At 41.5% G+C, this 5057-nt stretch carries 6 protein-coding genes and 1 pseudogene; 2 read left to right on the forward strand and 5 right to left on the reverse strand.

Translation table 11 applies throughout. The features are described 5' to 3' along the window. Positions 1-187: 187 nt before the first annotated feature. Together ACFIQE_RS08680 and ACFIQE_RS08685 are read left to right on the forward strand one after the other, a co-directional pair. Entirely contained in the window at positions 188-496 is a 309-nt protein-coding gene (locus ACFIQE_RS08680) for a type II toxin-antitoxin system RelE/ParE family toxin (RefSeq protein ID WP_375624281.1), read from the forward strand. Next, complete coding sequence (locus ACFIQE_RS08685) at positions 477-761, forward strand: addiction module antidote protein (RefSeq protein ID WP_375621740.1); 285 nt, start codon at positions 477-479, stop codon at positions 759-761. Before ACFIQE_RS08680 ends, ACFIQE_RS08685 begins: the two co-directional genes overlap by 20 nt. Before the next feature lie 35 nt (positions 762-796). Here the strand turns inward: ACFIQE_RS08685 and ACFIQE_RS08690 are convergent, their stop codons facing one another. The 5 genes and pseudogenes from ACFIQE_RS08690 to ACFIQE_RS08710 all read right to left on the reverse strand — a co-directional run. Continuing rightward, positions 797-1177 carry a hypothetical protein gene (locus ACFIQE_RS08690; RefSeq protein WP_375637192.1) on the reverse strand — a complete coding sequence of 127 codons (381 nt, stop codon included), beginning with the start codon at positions 1175-1177 and terminating at the stop codon, positions 797-799. A gap of 11 nt (positions 1178-1188) precedes the next feature. Then, the gene (locus ACFIQE_RS08695; protein ID WP_252619690.1) at positions 1189-1569 is read right to left on the reverse strand and encodes a hypothetical protein; all 381 of its coding nucleotides are present in this window, start codon (positions 1567-1569) and stop codon (positions 1189-1191) included. Between the two features lie 20 nt (positions 1570-1589). Next, positions 1590-2717, reverse strand: coding sequence for a N4-gp56 family major capsid protein (locus tag ACFIQE_RS08700; protein ID WP_375648013.1), 1128 nt, complete (start codon positions 2715-2717; stop codon positions 1590-1592). A gap of 92 nt (positions 2718-2809) precedes the next feature. Beyond that, the gene (locus ACFIQE_RS08705; RefSeq protein WP_375707551.1) at positions 2810-3703 is read right to left on the reverse strand and encodes a hypothetical protein; all 894 of its coding nucleotides are present in this window, start codon (positions 3701-3703) and stop codon (positions 2810-2812) included. 13 nt (positions 3704-3716) lie between these two features. Beyond that, positions 3717-4982 (reverse strand): annotated as a pseudogene (locus tag ACFIQE_RS08710) (phage portal protein); the annotation flags it as partial. Positions 4983-5057 lie beyond the last annotated feature (75 nt).

A 5057-nucleotide genomic window follows, 5' to 3' on the forward strand; every position in this document is an offset into this window, starting at 1 on the left:
ATGTCATCAATCTCATCTTGAATGACCGACACTAAGTGCGAAAGTGTTCTCTTATGACGATAAACATCTCGCTTTACAGGTATCGGTCCTCCAGTCTTAACCCGAATATAATGACGTGTCATCAAAATACCTTTCAGTAAAAATTATTACTATTGATATTATATAGTTTGTGTAGTATAGTACTCAAATGGTATTCATTCATAAAACGATAGAATTTGATACTTGGCTTAAGAAACTTAAAGATAAAAGCGTTAAGGCTATTATTCTTCAACGTATTGTCCGCTTAAAACAGGGTCTTTTCGGTGATGTTAAATTCTTTAATGGCATAGGTGAATTACGTATCCATTATGGTGCTGGTTACCGAATTTATTTTACCCAAAAAGGCTCTGATTTTATCCTTTTGTTATGTGGTGGAGATAAATCAACGCAGAAAAAAGATATTGAACAAGCATTAAAGTTAAAAGAGGAGTACAGTGATGAAAATAACCCCCTTTAAACCAGAAGAATATCTTGAAGACATTGAGGTACAACAAGCATTTCTTAATGAAGCCTTTAAAACCGGTGATGCCTCTCATATAGCAGATGCCCTTGGTATTGTTGCACGTGCTCAAAATATGAGTGCCTTAGCAAAAGAAACCAATCGCGAACGCAGTGGATTATACCGCTCTTTAAGTAAGACTGGTGACCCTAAACTTTCTACCTTAGTCGCTGTCTTATCTGCCCTTAATTTGCAACTCTCTGTACAGTCTTCTACTTCATAAACTGAGAGGGAGTTAATAAATCTCTCCCCTCAATTTCAGTGATTGGTTACAAATTCAACGACTATACTTGCTTGACCAGCTTGTACTGTCTTATCAGCTTTAGCATAGAGAGTAAGTTCTTCATCATAAGGGACAAATTCCTTCTGATTGGTGGGCTTAACCTCTTTTACTGCCTGTTGTTTGATTTCCGCTTCACCAAACTCAGTCCCTCCAGCAGTGCTGCCTATTTTGACCTTTGTGTCCGAAAATGCTGTCTTAACAAACACTTTAATTGAAGTAATCAAAGCACCACGAGGTAGCGTGCCTATTCTCATAGCGTTTTCTTTATCTTCATAGCTAAAATTAAGCCGCAAAAAGCTTACCTGCTGGGTATGAAGATTTCTCCCTTGCAAGGGCTGTGGTAAATAATCTGCCATGTCTTATCCCCTCAATGATTTGTTACGAATTGCACAACCACAATACATTCACCAGCATCGGTGGTTTTGTCTCGTGTTGCATAAAGGGTCATCTCCTTATCATCTGCAACAAAAGACTTTTGATCTGTTGGCGTAAAATCTTGCGTGCCTTGGGCTTTGATGTCTTTTTCACTGAACTCATTGCCTCCATAGGTGCTGCCTATCTTTAATTTTGCCTCAGAAAATGCCGTCTTGACAAAAGCCTTCATCGAAGTGATCAAAGCGCCACGGGGTAATATCCCAATTTTCTCCGTAAGATGCTTATCTTTATGCGAGATATTTAACCGCAAAAAACTTACCTGTTGGGTATGTAGATTTCTGCCCTGTAATGGAGGGGGTAATTGATCTGCCATGTCTTGTTTCCTCCCTATGATTAATTATCAGGTTCACCACTGTAGGTGGGGATAACAATCGTTCCAAAATCTTGCGCTGCTTGAGAGCTATTTGGAAATTTGAAACGGGTTTTCTTCATGCCAATCAGTGTTTTCGCAGACAAACCATAGTAACGTTGATAGTCGAAATGCTCTTCCACCAATTTATAGCGATTGACATTGCGATTATTTCCAAAAGCCATAACGATACTTTGTGCTCCAAGAAAAACAGCACGACGCACACTTTTTTTCGCTGTATGATCGGTAGATTTAACCCCATGAGTGACATGTTCAGATTCACGTAAAATCACACCATTATACATGCCAAGAGAACCATCAAAAATCGGGTTCTTCGCGCGCGAACCCGTATAAGCAGCTTTCTGAATATCAAGCCACTGTCCAGTCTCTGTATTGGTGCGCAATTGCATCACTTGTGTTGGGTGCAAATAGAGAACATAAACACTCTCCCCATTCACACGTACTGGTCGAATTTTGGGATTAGCAAGTTTCGCCATTTTTACAGCTTCGTCAATAAGCTTCAAACTAAAGCTGTGTTTTGGCGCTTCACTGAGATCTTCATCCTTGGTTTTACCATCTGGACGGATAATTCGCTTACTACTTGGTGCCAGAGGTTCATTAAATCCATAATGCACATTCTCGATATCTATCATCCGATCTTCAAAAGAGATTGTCCTTGCTGTATATCCGCAAGCTTGAATGAAAAACATCAAGCTTAAGCGATCTGCATACCAATCAACTAAGCCATCTTTTGCTTCGTCACGCAAATCAAACGTTGTACGTTGTTGCGCTATACTACCTTCATTTTCTACACGAACTGCATGCGAAAGCTCGTCAATATAGAGTCTGTCATGAAGGAATTGTAATGCCTCTTCATTCCCCTCAAGCGTCTGTCCTGAGGTAACTCCCCGTCCCAAAAGCTGTGTACGTAAGCTAAATGTAACACAATCCCCTCTGCCCTTCTGTGTTTCAGTTTTAAGTTGAATAATGCTGTTTGAACCCCTGCCTATAAGAGGGGCAATAGGTATCGCCTTTGAAACTTCTGTATTTAATAATTTTGACCACGTGCTTATCGCATGAGGATCATCTGCTCTAACTGTTGTTAATGCCATTGATTTTACCTTTCTTTGCTGTAAAAAAAAACCGGCTTAAAAGCCGGATCATAGCCCTGTATAAAACAGACTAATTTCTATAAAATGCACTCTTAATACCCGTTACCTGCACCGTGTAATTGCCGAAAAATCGCTTTATTTTTCGGATTTGATATCCAAACGTCAAATTCTTCTTCTGACATCCTATCAATGCTTGCTAAAGTCATTGGTCCAGTACTCCCTCCTCCACCAGATGCTGTCAAAGTCCGCGCAGAATTCTGCCGACTTTGAAGTTCTGCAACTTGATTATTCGCTTGCACTGCTTGGTTCTGATAGCCAAGATTTTGTGCTATTCTATAAATCTCTTCTGCCGGATTGAGATCTCTTTGTGCACAAGTCGCTACAAGAGCATGCAATTGATCTCTTATAATCGCATCTATTGTGTTTTGTTGTCCATACTCAGGATAAAGTGATGACCAAGAACTCAATTCCTTTGCGCGTGCCTCATAAAGAAAATTTGCCGCGGCATCAAAATCACTGGATTTATTTTGAAACGACTTAACAGAATTATTAAAAAATTCACCAAGACGCATATCGTGCTGCTGCTGTTCCTCAGCTTGTCTTAGCGCTTCTTTCTGTTCCCTAATATACGCATCTTGCTTTTGAATCTTATCTAGCATCCACGCCACTAAACGAACAGGGTCCTCACGTAGGTCTGGGGGTGCATTTTCACCTTCAACCATTGGCGTCTGGGATTGGGGTTCATAAAGCTTGACAAGCGCTTCACGAGCTTGTTTGGCTTGTTGCTCCATACGCTGCTGTTCTAAATTAGGAACAATCTCTGAAGGCTTTTCAACGGACTGCACAACCGGCTCTGGAGAGGTGACATCATCATTATCAATCGTTTCACCATCATAAGTGCCAGCATCAAAAGAGCTCTCATCATCAAAGACCGGTGCTCCAACTCTGTAATCTTCATTCATAGCTTCATTCATTTCTGCATTCATTCTTTCACCTTTCTCAACTATGCATACCTCTGTGTAATGCTATTCGCTCTCGCATAATCTGATTGTGTGCCTGATCATTGAGAAGCTTCTGCCGTTCAATCTCATAGCGTTGCTTCATCAGTTCTGCGTCTGTTTTTGCTCTCTCTTGATGCACAAAAAGATCAATCTGCTTTTGTTGCAAATCCATCTGATGCATCTGTGCTTTCGTCTCTAAGTCTTGTTGCTTTTCCTGCAACTTCATTTCCTGCTCGGGATCCATCTGCTGTTGTTGTGCCATTTGTTGCTGTTGGAACTTCTCACTGACACGATTGAGTAATGACGCAGGCAATGGAGAATAACGAAGTAGATCAAGCATAATATCCGGCGTAATCGCATTTTGAAGCAATGGGAGCAGCTGTGTGATGATACCAAAGGTGCGCTCTTTCTCATTCGGGCTGGTTGGCGCATCATCGACAACAATGTCATACTCGACACTCGTTACTTCTTCACGCGTCAATGGAATATATTGCGCATTCTCTTCACCAGATATCCGTACCAAACGCCCATCGGACAAGTAATTCTGTATAAGGTGCAAAATAATCTTACCTTGCCGCTTGCGATATAAACGTAAGCCATCAAACAGACAAGCAAGCAGATTTAAACTGGATTGGCGTCGTTGTGCCTCCAAAATACCCGCTTGTGTCACTTCTCTTGTGCCAATGAATTCGGGCGATAAACCCGTCACCTGATTAATTGCTTCCTTAGCTTCATTAAACAGCTGGAAAAAGCCCTCTGGAAACTGTGCTACAGGCTTTGGTTGTATCTTGCCTTCTGCAAGAGCGCCATCTTCAGCAACTAGCAACGCATCAGCCCGCGCCCAATCTTGCATAGCCTGCCTGATGTCCTTAAACGCCCCTTCCTCGACAATAAGCCCCCCTTTGGATTGGCTATTAAGGATATACATCACTTGACTGAAATATTTATTCGCCCACCGTTGTGGATCTTTTGTCGGGCGCACAACCCCATAAAATTGCCGTTCTATCTTGTCAAAATACCCCGTTATACACTCCCAACCCAATTGACCAGCTGGAACTAAAGGTTGATCGGGGGATTCAAGCAACTTTCTCCCTAAAAAAGCACGTCTTACAACCTTTTTATTGAAAGCTGCCCCTTGGATATCGGGCATCATGCACTGGAGCTGCTTAAATTCTTCTTCGCTATAATCACGAAGTTCTCCAGTGCTTAAATCGGGCGCTTTGTAATATCGCTCGCTTTCAAACCAACGGCATTCAACAAGCGTTCAAGGCATTGATTTATAATCATAATCTAGCGTTATTCATATTGAATGAGAACCCTGAATAACGTAAGATTCTCT

Source organism: Bartonella sp. AA1HLJMS (assembly GCF_042197445.1).
Classification (GTDB): domain Bacteria; phylum Pseudomonadota; class Alphaproteobacteria; order Rhizobiales; family Rhizobiaceae; genus Bartonella.